General features: G+C 64.5%; 8 protein-coding genes. 7 read left to right on the forward strand and 1 reads right to left on the reverse strand.

From position 1 onward, the window contains the following. Positions 1–148: 148 nt before the first annotated feature. From CSV86_RS07235 to CSV86_RS07260, 6 genes are all read left to right on the forward strand, one after another. Positions 149–892, forward strand: coding sequence for a response regulator (locus CSV86_RS07235; RefSeq protein WP_009398871.1), 744 nt, complete (start codon positions 149–151; stop codon positions 890–892). After that, the gene (locus CSV86_RS07240) at positions 889–2,190 is read left to right on the forward strand and encodes an ATP-binding protein (protein WP_009398874.1); all 1,302 of its coding nucleotides are present in this window, start codon (positions 889–891) and stop codon (positions 2,188–2,190) included. The genes CSV86_RS07235 and CSV86_RS07240 overlap by 4 nt, the downstream gene beginning before the upstream one ends. 1,419 nt (positions 2,191–3,609) lie before the next feature. Then, entirely contained in the window at positions 3,610–5,205 is a 1,596-nt protein-coding gene (locus CSV86_RS07245; RefSeq protein ID WP_009398876.1) for a ShlB/FhaC/HecB family hemolysin secretion/activation protein, read from the forward strand. Between the two features lie 39 nt (positions 5,206–5,244). Further along, positions 5,245–14,016, forward strand: a complete 8,772-nt coding sequence (locus CSV86_RS07250) for a beta strand repeat-containing protein (RefSeq protein ID WP_009398878.1) — start codon at positions 5,245–5,247, stop codon at positions 14,014–14,016. A gap of 191 nt (positions 14,017–14,207) precedes the next feature. Continuing rightward, positions 14,208–14,822 carry a biliverdin-producing heme oxygenase gene (locus tag CSV86_RS07255; protein ID WP_009398879.1) on the forward strand — a complete coding sequence of 205 codons (615 nt, stop codon included), beginning with the start codon at positions 14,208–14,210 and terminating at the stop codon, positions 14,820–14,822. After that, a complete protein-coding gene (locus CSV86_RS07260) occupies positions 14,819–17,056 on the forward strand; it encodes an ATP-binding protein (RefSeq protein ID WP_009398880.1) in 2,238 nt (745 codons plus the stop codon). Before CSV86_RS07255 ends, CSV86_RS07260 begins: the two co-directional genes overlap by 4 nt. A gap of 768 nt (positions 17,057–17,824) precedes the next feature. On the opposite strand, the gene CSV86_RS07265 is transcribed toward CSV86_RS07260, so the two are convergent. Continuing rightward, complete coding sequence (locus tag CSV86_RS07265) at positions 17,825–18,562, reverse strand: AraC family transcriptional regulator (protein ID WP_009398881.1); 738 nt, start codon at positions 18,560–18,562, stop codon at positions 17,825–17,827. Between the two features lie 303 nt (positions 18,563–18,865). On the opposite strand from CSV86_RS07265, the gene CSV86_RS07270 reads away from it, so the two are divergent. Beyond that, positions 18,866–20,818, forward strand: a complete 1,953-nt coding sequence (locus tag CSV86_RS07270; RefSeq protein ID WP_376699736.1) for an ATP-binding protein — start codon at positions 18,866–18,868, stop codon at positions 20,816–20,818. The last annotated feature ends 83 nt before the right edge of the window (positions 20,819–20,901 follow it).

Genomic DNA, 20,901 nt, shown 5'->3' on the forward strand with positions numbered 1-20,901 from the left:
CAGGTATCCGGGATGTGTCGATCCGGGGCCTTTGCTGTCGCTTTTGGTATCTGCGTACCACTCTGATACAAAACCCTACAAAGCCTGCTGCCAGCCAGGGGACGCCTCGCTAGACTCAGCGCACCACCCGCTGAGCAAGGTCACCGCAATGGATTCCAACGCTGATCACGTGCTGATCGTCGACGACGACCGCGAAATCCGCGAACTGGTGGGCAACTACCTGAAGAAGAACGGCCTGCGTGTCACCCTGGCCGCCGACGGCCGGCAGATGCGCAGTTACCTCGAAGCCGGCCAGGTCGACCTGATCATTCTCGACATCATGCTCCCCGGCGACGACGGCCTGGTGCTCTGCCGCGAACTGCGCGCCGGCAAGCACCGCGCTACGCCGGTGCTGATGCTGACCGCTCGGGACGACGAGACCGACCGCATCATCGGCCTGGAAATGGGCGCCGACGACTATCTGGTCAAACCCTTCTCGGCCCGCGAGTTGCTGGCGCGGATCAACGCCGTGCTGCGGCGCACACGGATGCTGCCGCCGAACCTGCAGGTCAGCGAGCCGGTGCGGGTGCTCGAATTCGGCACCTGGCGTCTGGACACCACGGCGCGCCATCTGCTCGACGAGCAGAACACCGTGGTCGCCCTCAGTGGTGCCGAATACCGCCTGTTGCGGGTGTTTCTCGACCATCCGCAGCGAGTGCTCAGCCGCGACCAATTGCTCAACCTGACCCAGGGCCGCGGCGCCGACCTGTTCGACCGCTCCATCGACCTGATGGTCAGCCGCCTGCGCCAACGCCTGCTGGATGATGCGCGCCAGCCGGCCTATATCAAGACGGTGCGCAGCGAAGGCTACGTGTTCAGCTTCCCGGTGCGCCTGGTCGGGGGCGACTCATGAAACCCTGGCCACGCAGCCTGGCCTCGCGCCTGTCGCTGATCTTCCTTGCCAGCCTGATCCTCGCCCACGGCCTGTCCTTCGGCCTGCAGACCTTCGAGCGCTATAGCAGCGCCCGGACCCTGATGCTGAGCAATTTCGAGCAGGACATCGACACCTCGGTGGCGATTCTCGAACGCCTGCCTGCGGCGGAGCGTCCGGCCTGGCTCCAGCGTTTGCAGCGGCCTAACTACAGCTACCGGCTGGACCAGGGCGAAGCGGGGGAGGAGATGACCGATGCGCCGGCGTCGGTGCAATCGATCAAGGCCACCCTGGGCCCGCACTACGCCTTGAGCTTTCGTGATATCCCCGATGTCCGCCCGCATTACCAGGCGCACCTGCGCCTGGCCGACGGGCAGCCGCTGACCATCGATGTGCGCCCGTCGATCATGCCGCTTTCGCCATGGCTGCCGGCGCTGTTGCTCGGGCAACTGGCGCTGTTGCTGATCTGCACCTGGCTGGCGGTGCGAACCGCCGTGCGTCCGCTCACGCAACTGGCCAGCGCCGTCGACAGTCTCGACCTCAACCGCCAGAACCCGCGTCTTGCGGAGCAGGGGCCGAGTGAGGTGGTACAGGCGGCAGTGGCTTTCAACGCCATGCAGGAGCGCATCGCTGCCTATGTGAAGGAGCGCGTGCAACTGCTCGCCGCCATTTCCCATGACCTGCAGACCCCGATCACGCGAATGAAGCTGCGGGTCGAGTTCATGGACGACTCGACGGACAAGGACAAGCTCAACAGCGACCTCGAGGAGATGCGGCACCTGGTCAAGGAGGGCGTGGCCTACGCCCGCAGCAGCGAGCCTTGCACCGAGGTGGCGAGCCGGATCCGGCTCAGGGCGTTCCTTGAAAGCCTGGTGTTCGATTACCGCGATACCGGGCGGCCGGTGGAGCTGCTGGAGATGGCGGATCTGCTGGTGGTCAGCCGGCCGCAGGCATTGCGTCGGCTGCTTGCCAACCTGCTCGACAATGCCCTGAAGTTCGCTGGCGAGGCGCGGGTAAGGGTGCTGCTTGAGGACACAGGTGCCGGCCTGTCGATCCAAGTGCTGGATAGCGGGCCGGGGATCCCCGATGCCCTGCTTGGAGAGGTGACCAAGCCGTTCTATCGCCTGGAAAGCTCGCGCAGCCGGGATACCGGCGGCACCGGTCTGGGCCTGGCGATCGCGGCGCAACTGGCGCAGAGCCTGGGCGGGGCGTTGCGCTTGAGCAACCGGCAGGAGGGAGGGTTGTGCGCCGAGGTCCTGTTGCCTTCGGCCAGCGAATAGCATCGTTCTTAACGCTGGCAGGGCGCCGACTACCTATGGGCAAAGAAGTTCCAGGCTTGCCCTGCATATTCCCAACTTTACGATGATCGGCGCCTCATAGATGCCATCATTCCGCCATGTTTGCCGGAACTCCCGGCTGTGCGCTTGGTATGCCATACGACTAGTTGGTACAGGGCAACCGCTTGCTTCCAATCGCTATATAAACTGTATTTCACATTTCGAAAAAACCATTCGTTTGGAGCGTGTCGGTTCATCCGCTTGGGGTGGTCAGCTAGTTCAAGCAAGCCATTTGAGTGTTGCTCTGACGGAACATCACCCGATCAGAGGTGCCATCATTGAGCCATCAACTAGCGTCGCTCTTCGTTGATAGGGCCGAGTTGCGACGTGTCGTATCTCCGAACATGGCCTTACCAGGGCATCACCCCCGGAATCGTTGGTCCTGACCGACCAGGCAAAAAAATATGTGATGAAGTTCGCATTTCCTTCGGCGCGGCAATCGGGTGTGAGTAGGCATATCCGACTGCAGTTTCTGGGTGTCTTCCTAGTAGTCATGAAGAGAACCTGAGGCCTCTGTTTATTTGTGCAATCAGGGGCGAGGCAAAGTTGGTTATTGTCTGATAGCGGCGTTTTTTAAGTTGCCTGGATTGCTTAATAGTCCAGGTCGTCCCCGCTAACATGTGCTCTATGACTTTTGCGCAGCGCTACGTATTTAGAAGTGCGCCTTTGTAGAGAGCGTCGGTGATGCGGTTTGCTGTTTAAGTTGTTATTAATGAGCTGTTGTTTTTATGCTTGGGTACGGATTGGGTAGTTCTGAGTTATTGGCTGTAACTTAACTAGTCCGGTTGATTGCTTAGCGCTCAAAATATTTGCGGTACTACCTGCGAGGTTGCGGCTCTAAGGCTCTGTCGCGCTGCAGGCCGCGCAGTTCAAGGCCTGCGCGTGCCTAGTTGTGTCTGTTTCGTTCCCTCTCGGCCACCCGTTCCGATTATTTTGCGCACTTATGAAAGTTGCACGTCGTCGCGTCAATTAGGCGGCGTCAGAAAATATCAGCAACTTGCCGTTGACCGTTATTGCTAACAGCGCTATTAATGCGCCAACTCTACCCAGACCATGCTATTGGTCGTGACTGCGATGGACTTGCGGGGGAGTGGCAAACAACTTTGCGTGCAAGCTTCCTCGAAGCCGCTTATGTGTGCCCGACAAAAAAGATGATTGGCTGACTGTTTTTCGGCCAGGGGCACCTGTGTGCCCGAATTATGCCAACCGGTGTTACCAAGGACTGTTCGATGCCCTGTTTCGGGGCATTGTGCTCGATTGTGCTTCAACGTTAGAGAAACAACAAAGATGCCGGATGTATCACGACGATCGAACCGCCCGTCCCGCACAACCTCCTCGCCAATAACTGACAGCAAGGTTCCCATGCTCAATTCCTCCGTACCGGCGAAGGCGCTGCTGTGCGCCCTCGGTTTTGCCGTGATGACAGCCAATGCCGCGATGGCCAGCGAAAGCGCGGCTCCGGCCGCCCAGCCCCAGGCTTCCCAGAGCCGGGTGATGGTCAAGGCCGTCGAGTTCAGTGGTAACCGCACCTTCACCAGCGAGCAGCTCAGCGCGCAGATCGCCGCCGACATCGGTCGGCCGATGAGCCTGGTCGAGATGAAGGCCCTGGCCGCCAAGATCGAGGCCTTCTACCAGGCCGCCAACTACCGCCTGGTCAAGGTGGTGGTGCCGGCCCAGGACTTTGCCAACGAGCCGGCCCTCAAGCTGGTGGTGCTGGAAGGCTGGCTGGGCAATGTCCAGGTCACCGGCGCCAAGCGCTTCACCCCGGAACAGGTGCACGACGCCCTCACCGCCGGTGGCGTGGTCGAAGGCAAGCCGTTCACCCTGGAGCAGGTCGAGCGGGCGCTGACCCACCTGAACCGCCTGTCCGGCATCGAAGTCACCTCCACCCTGCAACCGGGCGTGCAGACCGGTTCCACCGACCTGGTGGTCGATGTGAGCGAGGCGCCGCGGGTCCAAGGCGCGATGGAAATCAACAACTACGGGAGCAAGGACACCGGCGAAACCCGCCTGATGCCGAGCCTGAAGTTCGCCAACCTGACCGGCCACGGCGACGAAGCCAACGTCCTGGCCCTGACCTCGGTGGGCGACGGCGACCTGTGGTACGGCTACGTCGATTACAGCCTGCCGCTCAATGCCCGGGGCACCAAGGCCCGCGCCTACTTCTCGAAAGGTAACGTCGACGTCGGCAACACCTACCGCGTGCTGGAAATCGAGGGTGACAACCAGAGCTGGGGCCTGGGCCTGTCCCAGGACTTCGTGCGTTCCGCGCGCAGCATCGTCACCGCCGAGGCCTGGCTCGAATCCCAGGACCTGGAGCAGAGCATCCTCGGCGTGCGTACCGCCGAAGACAAGATCCGCAAACTGCGTTTCAGCCTGAACCTGGACAACTCCGACCTGTACGGCCGCACCCTGGCCACCGCCGGCCTGCACTACGGCCTTGGCGAGGCCCTCGGCGGCATGGACGACGACTCGCTGATGTCCAGCCGCGCTGCGGCCAAGGCGGACAACCGGTTCACCAAGTTCACCTTCGATATCGCCCGTCTGCAGCAGATCACCCCGCGCTTCCTGGTGATTCCGCGCATCGCCGGCCAGTACTCGCTGGACTCGCTGGTGTCGAGCGAGCAGTGGGGCATCGGTGGTTTCAACTCCGTGGTCGGGCACGCGCCCTCCACCTGGTCGGGCGACCACGGTTTCACCGCCAGCCTCGAAGGTCGCTACTCGCTGTTCAAGGACAACGACCGCTACCAGGCCACCGCGCGCCTGGACCACGGTCAGGTCTGGTTGAAGGACCCGCTGGTCGGCCAGGACGACCACCAGGACCTGACCGGTGCCGCCATCGGCCTGCTTGCGCGGCCGCTGGACAGCGTCGACCTGCGCGTCGATTTCGGAGTGCCTATCGGTGACAAGACCGAAGACGGCTCCTACGTCTACGCCCAGGCCCGCTACCACTTCTGAGCCTCGGAAACCACACCCCATTTGCACAGGTAAGTACTTATGTCCCGCAAGAAGAAAGGCACGCAGAGATTCATCAAGGCGGTTTCGGTTTCCGTGATCGGCGCCAGCAGCTCGGTAGCGCTGGCAGCCCCGAGCGGCGGCGTCGCCGTCCAGGGTGGCATCACCATCGGCAGCATGAACAACAACGAGCTGGTGATCACCCAGGCCCTGCAGAAGGGCATCATCAACTGGACCGACTTCAGCATCGACGCCGGCGAGCTGGTGCGCTTCGCCCAGCAGGCCGGTAACGATTCGATCACCCTGAACCGGGTGCTGGGCAGCCAGGTGTCGAATATCCAGGGCGCCCTGCAGGCCAACGGCAACATCTTCCTGATCAACCCCAACGGTATCGTTTTCGGCGCCGGTTCCCAGGTGGACGTGGCCGGCCTGCTGGCCACCACGTTCGATGTCAGCGACCAGAGCTTCATGAACGGTGGCCAGCTGAACTTCACCCAGGTCGCCGGCAAGGACCTGGGCAGCATCACCAACCAGGGGCAGATCACCGCCGATACCGGTGGCTTCGTCTACCTGGTGGCACCGAAGGTCGATAACTCCGGCTTCGTCATCGCCAACGTCGGCCGGGTGACCATGGCCGCAGGCGACCGCTTCACGGTCAACCTGCAAGGCAGCAACCTGATCAACTTCAGCGTCAGCGCCGATACCCTGGCCGCCGCCACCGGCAGCGACGCCACCGGCGTCAGCAACAGCGGCACCGTGTCGGCCCAGACCGTCCTGCTGCAAGGCAACTCGGCCAGCGGCCTGATGAGCTCGGTGGTCAACAACAGCGGTATCGTCGAGGCGACCGACCTGAGCATCGACGCCGGTGATATCGTCCAGGCCGGCGTGATCAAGGGCGTTGGCACGGCCGCCGCCACCACCGCCAGCCTGACCGCCGGCAAGACCATCAGCACCAGCGGCAACAGCTCGACCCGCGCCAGCACCCTGAACCTGACCGTGAAGGACGAAGGCGCATCGATCGGCTTCGAGCAAGGCGCGCTGCTGGTCGATGCCGACGTGCTCAATGCCACTTCGCAAAGCGGCAACGTGCTGGTTACCGACGTCAGTGGCGGCGTCGCCCTGGGCGAAGTCAAGGCCGGTACCCCGGCTGCCGGCGGCAGCGTGGTGATCACCGCGCAGAACGGCTCCATCACCTCGGCCGATACCAGCAAAACCAACGTCAGCGGCTACTCGGCCAAGCTGGTCGCCGACGGCGCGGTCGGCAGCGACAGCACCGCGGTCAACACCCAGGTCGGCGTACTCTCGGCCTCGACCCAGAACGGCGGCATCAACGTCAAGAACGACGGTGCGCTGATCCTCGGCGACGTGGTCGCCCGCGAGCAGATCAGCATCAACGGCCAGTCCTCGGTGTCCGGCGCGGTGGACAACAGCGGCTCGATCACCTTGAGCAACGGCAGCACCGGCACCAGGAACGTCAAGGTCCAGGCCAGCGAAGGGGTGATCCTCACCGGTACCGTCTCGGCCACCAGTGGCCTGAGCGTGACGTCCGACACCGGCAGCATCCTCGCCGCCCAGGCCGGCACCTCGCTGGTTGGCCGCACCATCGACCTGTCCGCCGGTGGCGAGATCGGTGACGCCGCCCAGGCCCTGAGCACCCAAAGCAACACGCTCAACGCAGCGGCCGGCAACGGTGGCGTGTACCTGAGCGAAAGCAACGGCCTGAGCGTCGGCACCATCACTGCCGCAGGCACCGGCAACAACGTCGTGCTCAATGCCACCCAGGGCAACCTGACCGTAGGCAGCATCAGCGCTGCCGGTGCCTCGGTAACCCTGAACGCCGGCAACGGCAGCATCGTCTCCGCCAGCGGCTCGACCACCAACGTCAGCGCCAAGGACCTCACCGCATCGAGCAAATCCGGCATCGGTACCTCGGCCAAGAAGCTGGGCACCAGCGTCGATACCCTGACCGCCACCACCACGGCGGCCCAGGCCGGCGTCTACGCCAACAACGACAAGGCCCTGAGCGCGCTGTCGGTGACCACTCCGAACGGCGATACCAACGTGGCCTTCACCGGCGGTTCGCTGGTGTACAGCCGCACCCTCGGTACCCTGACCCTGAACCGTACCCAGGCGCTGGACCTGTCCTTCGCCAACACCGCCGCCGGCCTCAAGCTCAACGGCATCGACGCCGGTGCCGACAGCAAGGTGTCCCTGACCGCCGCCGGTGATATCACCCAGGGCAGCGGCAGCCTGGTCGGCAAGGATGTGGTCATCGACGCTTCCGGCAGTGTCGGTGCCGATGGGGCCGCCCTGGCCACCCAGGCCAGCAGCCTGAACCTGACCAGCCGCAACGGCACCGTCAACGTCGCCAACAGCTCCAGCGACTTGACCCTGACCGCCAAGGCCAACGCCACCAACGGTGCGATCACCGCGACCCAGACCGGCAACCTCGCGGTCAACTCGGTCATCGCCAAGAAAGCCGTGCAACTCAGCGCCGGCGGCGCCGTGACCACTGCGACCGACGCCGTGGGCACGCCGATCTCGGCGGGTTCGCTGACCGTCACCGGCGCCTCCATCGGCACCGGCAGCAAGGCCCTGTCCAGCCAGGTGGCTGGCGGCGCCGTGAACCTGACCGCCACCGGCGGCGACGTGAACTTCGCCAACAGCGGTGCCATCAGCCTGCTGGACGTGCTCGCTACCAATGGCAAGATCGCCTTCCAGAACGCCGGCGACACCGTGGTCGGCCAACTGCAGGCCAGCGGCACCATCGACTTCAAGGTCACCGGCAACGTCACCGACGGCAACGGCAGTGCCGCCAACTTCATCACCAGCGGCCTGACCGCGGCGGTGAAATCCTTCGGTACCAGCGGCGACGCCCTGGAAATCCAGGTCGATAACCTGGTGATCGACGCCGCCAACGGCGGTATCTACGCACGCCAGAGCAACGGCAACCTGCTGTCCCTGGTCCAGGTCACCAGCGGCGGCACCGGCAGCAACATCCAGATCGACGCCGACGGCAGCATCAAGCTGGGCAACGTCGATGCTGGCGGCAACAACGTCAAGATCGCTGCCGGTGGCAGCATCGAGGACGGTCGCACCGACCGCAGCAAGGCCAACGTGGTCGCCCGCTCGCTGGATATCAGCGCGCCGAACGGCATCGGCCAGCAGGGCGACCTCGCCCTGGACGTCAGCTTCCTGTCTGCCGCCGGCGGCAACGCGGGCGTCACCGCGACCAACGCCGGCGCCGTGGCCGTGGATGCCTCTTCCTTGACCGGCAAGGGCGCCAGCGCGATCAATATCGTCGCCACCGCCATCACCATCCTCGACAACAACGGCGGCACCATCACCATGGATGGCGGCTCGCTGGTACTGAAGGCGACCTCGGGCAACATCGTCTTCCTCAACCAGAACGACACCATCTACCTGCCGGGTGGCGGCAGCATCAGCCTGATCGCCACCTCCAAGGCCAGCTCCCAGGTTCCGGGCTATGACGGCGTGATCATCGCCGGCAACCTGAAGACCGACGGTGGCAACATCACCCTGCAGGCGCAGTCGAACATCACCATCGGCATGCTCGACGCCGGCAGCACCGGCAACGTTACCGTGGCCTCGGCCGGCGGCGTGATCCTCGATGGCAACGGTAGCGCGCAGAACATCCGCGGCAACCGTGTCAGCCTGACCGCCAGCACCCCGAGCGAGCACACCGCCGAGCTGACCCGCGACACCGCCATCGCCGAATACTCGGCGCGCGATGCCGAAGCCGCGGCCAAGCTGCTGCAACTGAACATCCTGATCCAGCAACTGAAGGACTACGAGGCGCTGGTCAACTCGGCGGCCCTGCAGAACAGCCTGGCCGAGCTGACCCAGCGTCTGTCCGAGATCAACGCCAATGCCCAGGCCGCCAAGGTCGACAGCATGTCGGCCACCGCCGATGCGCTGAACACCGCGCTGAACGCCGCCACCGTGGTGCGCAACGCCGCCGCGGTGATCGCCGGTGCCGCCCAGGCCATCCCGTTCTCCGGTGACGCCGGTGCCGACGCGGCCTTCGCCGTGGTCGACCTGGTGATGTCCGCCGCATCCCTGGCGCTGGACAGCTACGAGCGCTACAGCCTGGCACCGCAGCAAGACCTGCTGGTGGAGCTGAACAACACCCTGGACGTGGCCAACGCCGCGGTCTACACCGCAGCCACCAACCTGGCGACCACCACCCAGATCCGCGACACCACCGCGACCTCCAAGGCCACCGCGGACCTTGCCGTGTTCAAGGCCAACACCGCCCGCGACGCCGCCCTCCAGGTGCGCAAGCAGGCCGTGGCCGCCTATGACCTGAACCAGCAGATCGACAGCTCCGCCGACAAGCCGCTGGGCATCACCGCCAACCGCCTGGACATCAACAACGGCGGGGTGATCGACTCCAGCCTGTACCTGAACTCCACCGGCAGCCTGGGGCTGGGTGACATCACCGTCGCCGCCGGCGAGAAGATCGTCGCCGAAGCCACCGGCAACGTCGGCGTGGTGGGCAACGTCAACAGCGACACCTCCATCAGCCTGAAAGCCGGCCAGGCCATCCTCGGCCAGGGCGGCGTGCTGGTCACTCCGGACCTGAAAATGGTCGCCGGCAACGGCATCGGTGCCCTGCAGGCGGTCAACACCCAGGTCGACCGCGTTGCAGCGGACGCCGGCAACGGCGGCGTGGCCATCGTCAACGCCAATGGCGGCGCGCTGCTGACCATCGGTACCCAGGGCGCGGTCAAGGGCATCAGCGGTGCGGGCGACATCAGCGTCAGTACCGATGGTTCGCTGAAGATCGAGCAACTGGTGAAGGACAGCACCCACACCCATACCGTGAGCCTGACCGCCACCAACGGCGCGATCGTCGATGGCAACACCGTCGAGCGCAATGTCCAGGGCGGTACCCTGGTGGCCAGGGCCGCTGGCAATATCGACCTCGACAGCGAAGTCGATACCCTCGACGTCCAGGTCACCAACGCCGGCACGATCACCCTGCGTGAAGCCAACGGCGTGACCGCGCGCAACCTGAACACCGCCGCCGGCAACATCGACCTCAAGGCCGGTGGTGCGGTAGTGGTGGGCAGCCTCGACGCCGGTGCCGGCACTGGCACCATCGACCTGCACGCCGATGGCGCGGTCTCCGATGACCAGGACAACAACACCCTGATCGTCGCCGACACCCTGAACGTCAACGCGGCGGGCAGCGTCGGTGCGGTCGGCAGCGACAGCAACCGTCACCTGGACCTCAAGGTCAACACCGTCAATGTCACCGCCAGCGGCGAGGTCAACCTGGCCGAAGTCGACGACCTGAAGATCGGCACCCTGGAAACCGAGCAGGGCAATGTCACCGTCACCACCGGTGGCGCGCTGAACGTCGGCCGTATCAGCACCGCCAGTGACACCGTGACCCTGGTTGCCGGTGACCGCATCAGCAACGCCAGCACTGGCGACGACAGCAACATCGACGCCGGCAACCTGTCCCTGTCGGCCGTCAACGGCATCGGCACCGACAAGGCCCTGAACGTCAAGGTCGACAGGCTGGTGGCGCAAACCGCCGTCGGCGGCGTCAAGGTCAAGGACCTGGACGGCGACCTGGTCATCGGCGGCGTGGTCCCGAACCTGGGCAACCAGCAGATCTTCGGGGTCAACACCAACGGTGGCGATATCGAGGTCGGCACCACCGGCAACCTCACCGTCAACGAAGGCGTGGCCAACACTGCGGCGGGCTCCCTTACGCTGGAGGCGGGCGGCGATGTCCGGCAGAACACCAGCCTGATGACCGCCAACGGCAACCTGTCGGTCACCGCCGGTGGCGACATCGAGATGCTCTCCGGCACCTCGGCCAACTCCCTGAGCAGCGGTGACATCACCTACCACGCCGGCGGCAACGCCAACCTGGAACGCCTGACCACCGTTACCGGCAACATCGACCTGAAGGCCGGGCAGGGCAACCTGACCCAGCACAGGCTGGTGCAGACCGGCGCAGGCAATATCAGCGCCCATGCCGGCGGCAACCTGGTCACCGAGCGCGAGGTGGTGGTCAATGGCACCGGCGATATCCAGCTCACTGCCCTGGGCAGCCTGACCCAGCAGGAACTGGTGCACACCATCGACGGCGATATCCGCATCGGCGCAGAAGGTGACGTCACCTCCCTGGCGAGCACCAACGTGTCCGGGACCGGCGACATCACCTTCGTCAGCCACGGCAACCTCAGCCTGCAGCAGGTCGACACCGGCAGCGGCAAGATCGACCTGAGTGCAAGCGGCAACCTGGTGCAGAACGCGGCGGTCATGACCGGGCAGGGCGATATCGTCGCCAAGGCCGGTGGCAACCTGACCACCCTGGCGCCGACCGCCGTGATCGGCAATGGCGCCATCGATTACAGCGCCGGCGGCAACCTGGACCTGCAGCAAGTCAGCACATCGGCCGGCAATATCGGCCTCAAGGCCGGCGGCAACCTGACCCAGAACCAGCTCGTGCAGACCGGGGCAGGCAACATCACCGCCCAGGCGGATGGCAACCTGACCACCCTGGCCGACACCCGGGTTTCGGGTAGCGGCAACATCGACTACAGCGCCGGCGGTAACCTCGACCTGCAGCAAGTGACCAGCGGCGGCGGCAACATCGACCTGAAGGCGCTGGTCGGCAACCTGACCCAGCAAGCGCTGGTGCAGACTGCCAGCGGCCATGTCAACGCCTCGGCCGGCCGCGACCTGATCATGAACCTCGGTGCCCAGACCCTGGTCAACGGCCAGGGCGACGTGACCTACGGTGCCGGCGGCAACCTGCTGATCGACGAAATCGTCGCTGCCAATGGCAACGCGACCCTGAGCGCCGGCAGCGGTGATATCCAGGTCCAGGGCACTGCGGCACGCAATGTTACCGCCCGTCAGCTGACCGCCAATGCCGGGACCGATATCGGTAGCAACGGCGCCCTGCGTACCGAGGTCGATAGCCTGGTGGCCAAGGCCGACAATGGTTCGATCATCATCGACGAAGCCAACGCCGTCACCCTCGACGCGGTCACTGCGGCCAATGGCCTGGTAGCGGTCAGCGCCGGTGACATCACCGTCAAGCAACTGCAGGGCGACAGCATCTCGCTGGATTCCACCGGCAAGGTGGTCACTGCAAGTGGCGGCCTGGTCAAGGGTGGCAGCCTCAACGTCACGGCCGAGACCGGGGTCAATCTGCATACCGCGGTGGACAGCGCTTCGGTACGGGTCAATGGCAGCGGCGACCTGGTGCTGACCGAAGACGACGGCATCAGCCTGACCCGCCTGGGCGCGGCTGACGGCAACGTCCGGGTCAACGCCGGTGGCGACATTGCGGTGGGCACGGTCGATGCCGGTACCCACACCGTCAGCCTGAACTCCGCCAGCGGTGCCATCGTCACCCAGGCGCAGCCGAGCTTCTTCGCTCGCCTGCTGTCCCGTGTCGCCCAGGCAACCGGGATCACCGGCGAACGCATCGAGCTCAATGCCGCCAACGGCCTGGGCAACGGTTCGCAAGGCGCCCTGCAACTGCACGGCACTACCGTCGCGGCCAGCACCACCAGCGGCGACGTCAACCTGGCGCAGAGCCAGGCCGTGACCCTGGAGCAGGTTCGTACCGGCAATGGCAATGTTTCGGTCGATGTGGCCGATGGCAATGCCACCCTGGGTTCGGTAAGCGGCACGGGCTCGGTCAACCTGACCGCCGAAAATGGCGCCCTGGTCGATGACGGCAACGCCAGCACCCGCGTCCAGGGCAATGCCCTGAACCTGACGGCGGGCAACGGCATCGCCGTGCAGACCCAGGGCAACAGCGTCAATGCCCAGGTCACTGGCAATGGCAATATCGCCATCGACGAAGCCGACGGCCTGAACCGCCTGACGGTCAACAGCGCCAATGGCGACGTCTCGGTAACCAGCCGTGGCGGCAACCTTGCTGTCGATGTGGTCAATGCCAATGGCCACGCGGTCAACCTCAATGCCACCACCGGCGCGATCCTCGACGCCAATGGCAACGCGGTGAGCAACGTCAACGCGCAAAGCGCCAACCTGGTCGCCGCCAATGGCGTCGGTCAGGCCGGCAATGCCTTCGACGTCAACGTGCAGACCCTGGCCGGCAACGGTGGCAACGGCGGTGCCAACCTGAACAGCACCTCCACCTCGGCGCTGAACCTGGCCTCGCTGTCCACTGCCCAGGGCAACATCGCCCTGGCCACTGCCGGCGACCTCAACGTCAATGGCGCGGTGCGCAACAGCGGGGCGGGCAACATTGCCCTGAGCGGTGCCAACGTCAACCAGAATGCCAATATCAGCACCAGTGGCCGGGGCAACGTCAGCGTCACCGGTTCCGGCGACGTGGTCATGGCCACCAACAGCACCACCAGCACCGATACCGGTACCGTCAGCTACCAGGGCGGCAAGACCATCAAGGTGGCGTCGATCCAGACCGCCAACAACATGGGTGGCGGCAAGGTGGTGTTCGTCGCACCGCAGGTACTCGACAACATGCCGGGCGTGGCCAACGTGCGTGCGTGGCAGGTGTCGATCACCGCGGACAACGGCAATGCCGCGCTGATCCAGGAACTGATGGGCGACGTCAACGACTCGTCGCAGGTCGATCTGGGCAGCCGCGTCATCGGTGGCAGCCTGGCCGAAAGCCGTCGCTTCATGGAAGCGCTGCTGCAGCCGGCGATCGTGCAGCAGACTGGCGCGGAGAAAATGTTCGACGCAGGCCTGCTGACCAGCCAGCAGATCGCGCCGTACAACGGCTTCGTCGAAGGCGAGGATGGGGTGATGACCTACAACAAGTAAGTCGGGTCCTGTAATAAAAAAGGCCGCCGGGAGACCCGGCGGCCTTTTTTACTGATTCGGTATCCAGGGCCCGGGTACAAAATCGTCGTTCGCATTGCTTCCTTGTAGGAAATAGGCCATTTTGTGCCCTGATCTTTCGATCAACTTTCAGCCATTGGCCATCACGAGGTCAGCCATCCGAGCCCCGCTATATGCAATCAACGTCCCGTGAGGTCGCTTCGGCGCCGGTACTGCAGGAATTGCGTACCCATACTGCCGAACTGCACATCGCACTGGAAAAACGCCTGCCTTTCTTCGCCGATTTCCTGGATTCCCACGCTTTCCTGCAGTTGATGCAGGCCTATCACGGTTTCTATGCCCCGCTGGAAGACGCGCTGCGCACCAGCCCGTGGTTTCCCGCCGATTTCGATCTGCAACCGCGCCTGAAATCCGCCATCCTGCAGGATGATCTGCGGGCCCTGGGCCTGTCTGCCGAGGCCATCGAGGGGCTGCCGCGTTGCCGGGACCTGCCAGCCCTTGATTCCAGGGCGGCCTGCCTGGGCGTGCTCTATGTTGTGGAAGGGGCGACCCTGGGCGGCCAGGTGCTGCGCCGGCACATCCACGCGCACCTGGGCCTGGACGCCCGAAACGGTGCGGCCTTTCTCGATGTCTATGGTGAAGATACCGGCCGCCGCTGGCGTGCCTTTCTTCATTATCTGTGCTCGCAGCCATTGAGCGGCCAAGAGCGCGCCGCCACGGTGCGTGCGGCGCAGGATACATTTCGCTGTTTCGAACACTGGCTGCAAGGCCGGGAGGTACTGCTATGACCCCAGAAGAACAGGATGCCTTCGAAACGCTGTTGGCCAATTGCGCCGATGAACCCATCCGTTTTCCCGGTGCCATCCAGCCCCACGGCCTGCTGCTGACCCTGAGCGAGCCGGGGCTGGAGATCCTCCAGGTCAGCGCCAACGTCGAGACCCTGCTCGGTCGTACGCCGCAGTCGCTGCTGGGCCAGCCCGTCGAAGGCCTGCTGGGCCAGGCCCAGGCCGCCGCCTTGCAGCACAGCGTGCAACAGCCGCTGCTGTCCAATGATTCGCCACTGACCGTCGCGCTCAACGGCATGACCTTCGATGGCCTGCTGCACCGTCACGACGGTGTACTGATCTTCGAACTGGAAGTGCATGCCGGGCACTACCAGCCCGGCAGCATCGCCGGCAACCTGACCAACCTGGGCCGCATGCTCCAGCGCCTGCAGGGCGCAGCCTCCCTGCAGGCGCTGTACGAGGTCAGCGTCCGCGAGATCCAGGCCCTGACCGGCTACGACCGGGTGCTGATCTACCGCTTCGAAGAGGAAGGCCATGGCCAGGTGATCGCCGAGGCCTCCGGCCCGTCCATGGAAGTCTTCAACGGCCTGTTCTTCCCCGCCTCGGACATCCCCCGGCAGGCCCGCGAGCTGTACCGCAAGAACTGGCTGCGGATCATTCCGGATGCCGGCTACCAGGCTGTCCCGCTGGTGCCGGCGCTGCGGCCCGACACCGGCGAGCCCCTGGATCTCGGCTTTGCCAACCTGCGCAGCGTGTCGCCGATCCACTGCCAGTACATGAAGAACATGGGCGTGCTCTCGTCCATGAGCATTTCCCTGCTCAAGGACGGCGAGCTGTGGGGCCTGATCAGTTGTGGCAATCGCCAGCCGCTGCACGTGCCCCATGAACTGCGCATGGCCTGCCAGTCCATCGGCCAGGTGCTGTCGCTGCAGATCAGTGCCATGGAGGCGCTGGAAGTCAGCCGCCAGCGTGAAGAAAAGATCGAAGCGCTGGGGCTGCTCAACCAGGCCATGATCGACTCGCCGCAGAATGTGTTCGACGGCCTGGCCGGCCAGCCCGAGGTGCTGATGAACCTGACCGATGCCGCCGGCATCGCGATCATCGAGGACAAGCAACTGCACCGCTATGGCAATTGCCCGGAGCCCGACGAGATCCGCGCCTTGCACAAGTGGCTGCAGCAGGGCGGCCAGGCGGTTTTCGCCAGCCACAATCTGTCTGCGGTCTATCCCCCGGCCGAGGCCTACCAGCATGTCGCCAGCGGCTTACTCGCCATGAGCCTGCCCAAGCCGGTGGATAACGGCGTGCTGTGGTTCCGCCCGGAAGTAAAAGAAACCATCAACTGGAGCGGCGACCCGAAGAAGCCGCTGGACCTGGAAAATTCCGAAGCCGGCCCGCGCCTGCGCCCGCGTGCCTCGTTCGAGATCTGGAAGGTGGAAATGGCCGGGATCTCACGCAAGTGGAGCCATGGCGACCTGTACGCTGCCAACGACCTGCGCCGCTCCGCGCTGGAAAACGACCTGGCCCGCCAGGTACGCCGTGAACAGCAGGCGGTGCGCACCCGCGACGACCTGGTGGCGGTGGTTTCCCATGACCTGCGCAATCCGATGACGGTCATTTCCATGCTCTGCGGCATGATGCAGAAGAGTTTCAGCTCCGACGGCCCGCATGCCTCGCGGCGCATTGCCACGGCCATCGAGACCATGCAGCAGGCGGCCGGGCGCATGAGCACGCTGCTGGACGACCTGCTCGATACCTCGAAGATCGACGCCGGACGCTACACCATCTCGCCCAAGACCCTGGACGTCGGCCAGATCTTCGAGGAAACCCAGGCGCTGCTCATGCCGCTGGCGTTGAACAAGAACATCAGCATCGCCTTCGAAAGCGAGCCGGAACTGAAGATCCACGCCGACCCGGAGCGGTTGTTCCAGGTGCTCTCCAACCTGGTGGGCAACGCCATCAAGTTCACCCCGCGCCTGGGCACGGTGGGCGTACATGCGGCGCTGGGCGGCAACGAGATTGTGTTTACGGTCAAGGACGACGGCGAAGGCATCCCGGCCGAACAATTGCCCCATGTTTTCGAGCGCTACTGGACGATGAAGGAGGGCAACCCCAACGGTACCGGGCTTGGGCTGTATATCACCCAGGGCATCGTCGAAGCCCATGGCGGGCGGATCGAGGCTCGCAGTGAAGTGGGCAAGGGCACCGAGTTCAGGTTCACCATGCCAATGGGGGATTGATCCTTTCAGGATCTTGTCGCTGTATCTGCACCGTTGTTCGATCTGATATGGGGAAGTGCTTCGTGTGTGCGGCTTGTCTCGCGAGATTATCCGTTCGGTGTGGTGCGGCTGACGACCCGTTCCGCCTTTACGGCGGCTTACTTTTTTCTTGGAAAAAGTAAGCAAAACCGCTTGCTCCTACATCCGGCCCTACGCTTCGCTCCGGGTCCCCTCCTTCCGGTGCCTTCCAGGGGCGCGCGGCCTACGATTTGCTACGCAAATCTACATCTCGCGCCTTCGGCTGCGCCGAAGGGTGCTGCGCACCAGCCCCTTCCAGACACCTCCACTCGGCCTCCTGACGTCGCGAGTTACGGGTGGCGCCTGCATTGACCCATCTTCGAAATCGAAAACTGCATCGACAGATCGATTCCTGGATTCAAGTTTCTGGTTTGGCTTTTGCTCTTGCTCCTCGTGCGCGTCAGTTCAAACGCCGCCAATTGCGACTTCAGGAGGCCGAGTGGAGGTGCCTGTAGGGGCCAGGTGCGCAGCACCCTTCGGCGTTAGCCGAAGACGCGAGATGTAGATTTGCGCAGCAAATCGTAGGCCGCGATGGCCCCGGAAGGTGCCGGAGGGAGGGAACCCGGAGCGAAGCGCAGGGCCGCATGTAGGAGCCAGCGGTTTTGCCTACTTTTTCCAAGAAAAAAGTAGGCCGCCGTAAAGGCGGAAGGGGCCGTCAGCCGCACCACATCGAACGGATAATCTCGCGCTAGGCAGTCTTGTGAGACGGACTCACCCCTGGTAATGACTCGGCAGATGCCCGACGACCCGCTTGAAGGTCTGCGAGAACGCACTCGGGCTCTGGTAACCATGCTCCAGCGCCACTTCCAGCACAGAGGCGCCGCTGCCCAGGCGCTGCATGGCCAGTACCATGCGCACGCGGGTGCGCCAGTCGCCGAAGCTGGTTCCGAGCTCGCGCTGGAACAGGCGGGCAAGGGTCCGGCTGCTCATGTTCAATTGCCGGGCCCATTCCTCCAGCCCGGCTTCGCTCGCCGGACGGGCGATCACCTGGTTGCACAGGCGCTGCAGGCGCGGGTCGGCGGGCATTGCCAGATGCAGGGCGACGGCCTGCGCACCGTGCATTTCCACCAGCAGCAGCTCATGGATGCACTGCCGGCGGTGTGGGTTGTCGGCTTGCGAAGGCAGGCCGCTGGCGGCCACCAGCAACTCGCGCATCAACGGCGTGACGCTGATCAACTGGCACTGCTCACCGCCCCATGGCCAGGTCGAGGCGGGCATGAACAGGGTGCGCATGCTGACCTGGCCAAGCATGCGGATCTGGTGCTCGATGCCCGGCGGCACCCACAGTGCATGGCCGGCCGGTAGCACCCAGTGCGTACCCGCCGCACCCACCAGCATGACCCCGCTGATACCGTGGATCAGCTGCGCCTGGGCATGGCAGTGGGGCAGGATCTCTTCGCCATCCCGGTGATCGAAGGCCAGTGCTTCCAGGGCCAGGGCGCAGGTCATGGGACTCCTTGCTGGAAAGGGTGGTGGACAGGCCATTGTAGGCTGTCCAACCGAACGGTTATTTCTATTTATTGCACAAAAAGCCGTTGAACAGCAGGGATCACTGGCTTTACGACTTTTTGCGCAATAAACGAAATTTTCTCTCCTTCGGTCGCTCGGCGTGGAACGATCCGGGGCCGGCGTGCTTCATATTGATGGATGAACGAAACACGGCCGGGCCTCTACAGGATGAAAACAAGCCACGGCAACCCTTTGGACGGTTGCACGACGCTTTCGCCAGGCTTTATCGACAATGGCGGCATCATGAGTGATCTATTGCAGACGCTGGATTGGCGAAGCTCGCCGCTGGGTCCTCCGCACGCCTGGTCGGCGGGGCTGCAAGCGACCATGAGCCTGATGCTCCCGGCCAAGGCGCAGATCGTGCTGTTCTGGGGGCCGCAGTACGTGGCCCTGTATAACGAAGCCTACGTGCCGACCATCGGTGCCAAGCATCCCCACGCCCTTGGCCGCCCTGCCATCGAACACTGGAGCGAGCTATGGGACGACCTCGAGCCGCTGTTGCGCGGCGTGCGCGAAACCGGCCAGACCTTCTCCGCCACCGACCGGCCGTTCTATATCGAACGCAGCGGCTTCGGCGAGACGGCCTGGTTCGATGTGTCCTATTCGGCAGTGCGCGAGAGTGACGGCAGCGTGGGCGGGGTGTTGTGCATCGTCACCGAGACCACCCGGCGCGTGCAGTTCCAGCGGCGCCAGGCTTTTCTCCTGGAGCTCGGCGAGGCGCTGCGCGGGCTCGACGACGCCGAGGCGATCCGCGACCATGCGACCCGCCGTTTGCAGCAGGAACTGGACGCCTCCTGCGTGTGCTTCGACGAGGACCCCGCGCGCTTTTCCGTGCCGGCCAGCCTGCAGGTGCCGGTGCTGCGGGCGGGTGAACTGCAGGCCATGCTCAGTGTGGAGTTCGCCCGGCCCCGGGTACTGTGCGAGGACGAATGCCTGCTGGTAGAGGAGTGTGCCCGGCAGACCTGGGACGCCATGAGCCATGCCCGCGCGCAACGCGACCTGCAGGCGGCCTTCGCCGAGATGAAGGCGCTCAATGAAAGCCTGGAGGAGCGGGTCGGCGCCATCCTTGCCGAGCGTGAGGCGGCCATCGTCGAGCTGCATGAAGCGCGCAAGATGGAGATGGTCGGCCAGCTCAGCGGCGGTATCGCTCACGATTTCAACAATATGCTCACGCCGATCATTGCCTCGCTGGAGTTGATCCAGCGCCGCCCCGATGACCTGCAACGCACCGCGCGCCTGACCCAGGGCGCATTGCAGGCGGCGGAGCGGGCGCGCAACCTGGTGGGGCGCCTGCTCAGCTTCGCCCGGCGCCAGACCCTGACCCCGCAGACCGTGGCGCTGGCAAGCCTGGTGGCGGAGATGCACGAGCTGATTGCCCACTCCCTGGGGCCGACCATACAGTTCGAGGTCGAGGTCGACGAATACCTGCCGACCGTGGTGGTCGATCCGCATCAACTGGAACTGGCGTTGCTCAATCTGGTGGTCAATGCCCGGGATGCCATGGAACAGGGGGGGCGCCTGCGGATTTCCGCCGGTCCGGGCGAACCGCCGGAGGGCGTACGCGGGCAACAGTTGTGGCTCAAGGTCAGCGACAGCGGCTGTGGCATGAGTGCGGATGTGCTGCGCCGCTGCGCCGAGCCGTTTTTCTCCACCAAGGGCGTAGGCCGCGGGACCGGGTTGGGCCTGTCCATGGTCCAGGGGCTGGCCGGGCAATCCGGTGGCGGCATGGAGGTCCGCTCCTGGCCGGGGCGTGGTACCGAAGTGACGCTTTGGCTGCCGGTGGGATCGGTGGAGCAGGAGGGGCAGGACGAGTTCGGTGACGCGGTGCCCATGGCCCGGCACCTGAACCGTGTGCTGCTGGTGGATGACGAGGAAATGGTCCGCAACGCCACGGCATTGCAACTGCGCGATCTCGGCTACAAGGTCACCGAAGCCGACGGCCCGGCCCAGGCGCGGCGCCTGATCGAGGCGGGGCTGGAGCTGGATATCCTGGTGACCGACCAGATCATGGCCGATGAAACCGGCAGCCGCTTCGCCCACGACCTGCGCCAATGGCGGGCGGACCTGCCGGTGTTGATCATCACCGGCTACGCCAACCTGCCACCCCAGGCATTGCTTGAGTTCGAAGTGTTGCGCAAGCCGTTCCGGCGGCTGGAACTGGCCAGGAGCATGGCCCGTTTACTGGGCAGTAGCTGATGTCCTGACGGGTCACGCCCGGTTCAAACAATCTGAACACCTGCCGAACGCTTCCTGTCCCAACCTTTATCGACCCGAACGAT

Source organism: Pseudomonas bharatica CSV86 (assembly GCF_000319305.2).
GTDB lineage: Bacteria > Pseudomonadota > Gammaproteobacteria > Pseudomonadales > Pseudomonadaceae > Aquipseudomonas > Aquipseudomonas bharatica.